Origin of the sequence: Microbulbifer sp. (genome assembly GCF_051659245.1) — a bacterium.
Taxonomy (GTDB): domain Bacteria; phylum Pseudomonadota; class Gammaproteobacteria; order Pseudomonadales; family Cellvibrionaceae; genus Microbulbifer.
The window spans coordinates 1-1,375 of record NZ_JBOFOC010000178.1 but is presented as its reverse complement, the minus strand read 5'-3'; the positions used below and the strand labels follow the sequence as shown (position 1 = coordinate 1,375).

At 63.6% G+C, this 1,375-nt stretch carries 2 protein-coding genes; both read right to left on the bottom strand.

Annotated elements, in window-relative coordinates:
* Positions 1 to 460: 460 nt before the first annotated feature.
* Positions 461 to 1,162 (bottom strand): sulfite exporter TauE/SafE family protein, encoded by a 702-nt coding sequence (locus ACRC0P_RS16900; protein WP_438632471.1) that lies wholly within the window; start codon positions 1,160 to 1,162, stop codon positions 461 to 463.
* Positions 1,162 to 1,329 (bottom strand): cbb3-type cytochrome oxidase assembly protein CcoS, encoded by a 168-nt coding sequence (gene ccoS, locus ACRC0P_RS16895; protein WP_438632470.1) that lies wholly within the window; start codon positions 1,327 to 1,329, stop codon positions 1,162 to 1,164. The genes ACRC0P_RS16900 and ccoS overlap by 1 nt, the downstream gene beginning before the upstream one ends.
* Positions 1,330 to 1,375: the final 46 nt, after the last annotated feature.

Genomic DNA, 1,375 nt, shown 5'->3' with positions numbered 1-1,375 from the left:
GTTAGCTCAGCTTCCTGCTCTTTCGTTAATACTATCGCTGGGGCAACTCGCATTTCCTCGCTCCAATGTCGCCTCGAGTAAAAACCGTTGGAGCGGGTCGTTCCACATAAGTTCCATCAAGAACCAAACGCTACACTAGTGGCCTTCGCCTGACAGATTTTTTCTCCTGCAAAATCTGCATTTCTGCTGGGCGGCATTCTGCCATCCATGGCAGCCACAGCGGCTCCTACAAGGACAGCACCCTGTAGGAGCGGGCCATGCCCGCGATCGAGCCCTCGGCTGGCGGCAGGTCCGATCGCGGCCATGGGCCGCTCCTACAAAGGCCCTGTAGCCTGGTTGCAGGCGAAAGTGAGTGGTGGGTGTATCTCGGCGAATCGGTTCGTCGATGGCAAATGGCGCGCGCAGCGCACCCTACGAACTCAGGACTCGGCAAGAATAACCAATCTCTGATGCGAAGCCGCTAGTGGCGGTGGTGGTAATGCTCAACACCTGTTTCAGTCGGAACACTGTGGTGCCCGTGCCCACCCCAAATCGTCCAGAGGCCGAACAGCAGGATCAAACCCGCAAACAACAACCGCACCGCGGGGCGCTGCACAAAACCGCGCACCTTCGCAGCGGCGGCGCCGGTGGCCAGCATCGCCGGCACTGTGCCCAGGCCGAAGGCCAGCATTGCCAGTGCCGCGCGCAGGCTGCCGCCCTGGGCCAGGGCGAAGGTGAGCGCGCTGTATACCAGTCCGCAGGGCAACCAGCCCCAGAGAGATCCCAAGGCCACCGCACTGCCCGCGCTGCGCACCGGCAGCAGCTTCGCGGACAGCGGCTGCAGGTAGCGCCACAGATAGGCCCCGCCCCGCTCCAGCCACACCAGGCCCCGCCAGATTCCGGCGATATACAGCGCCATCGCCACCAGCATCAATCCGGCCACCAGGCGCAACGGCCCCAATGCCGGCAGGATCGCGGCGCCCAGGGCGCCGGCCAGCGCACCCATCAGCGCATAACTGCCCAGGCGCCCGGCGGAATAGCCGATCAACTGGCCCCAGGCCGGCCTCCGCCCCGGCACCGCCATGCCCAGCGCGCCGGCAATTCCGCCGCACATGCCGATACAGTGGCTGCTGCCGAGAAAACCGATCGCCAGCGCCGCGGCGAGAAACCCCCAGCCTTCCACTACTCCTCCCCGCGCTCGTCGTCGGGCAGGTCGTCGTCGAAGAGAATGCGCCGGCCCTCAGTCTCCAGGTCGTCGTACTGACCGCTGTTGACCGCCCAGAAAAACAGCTTGACCGCAGTGCCGATAAAAATAATGGCGATGGGAATCAGGATATACAGGCTGTCCATTTTCAACTACCGCTAATGAAACTCCCCTCCCCCGATTGCGGGGGAG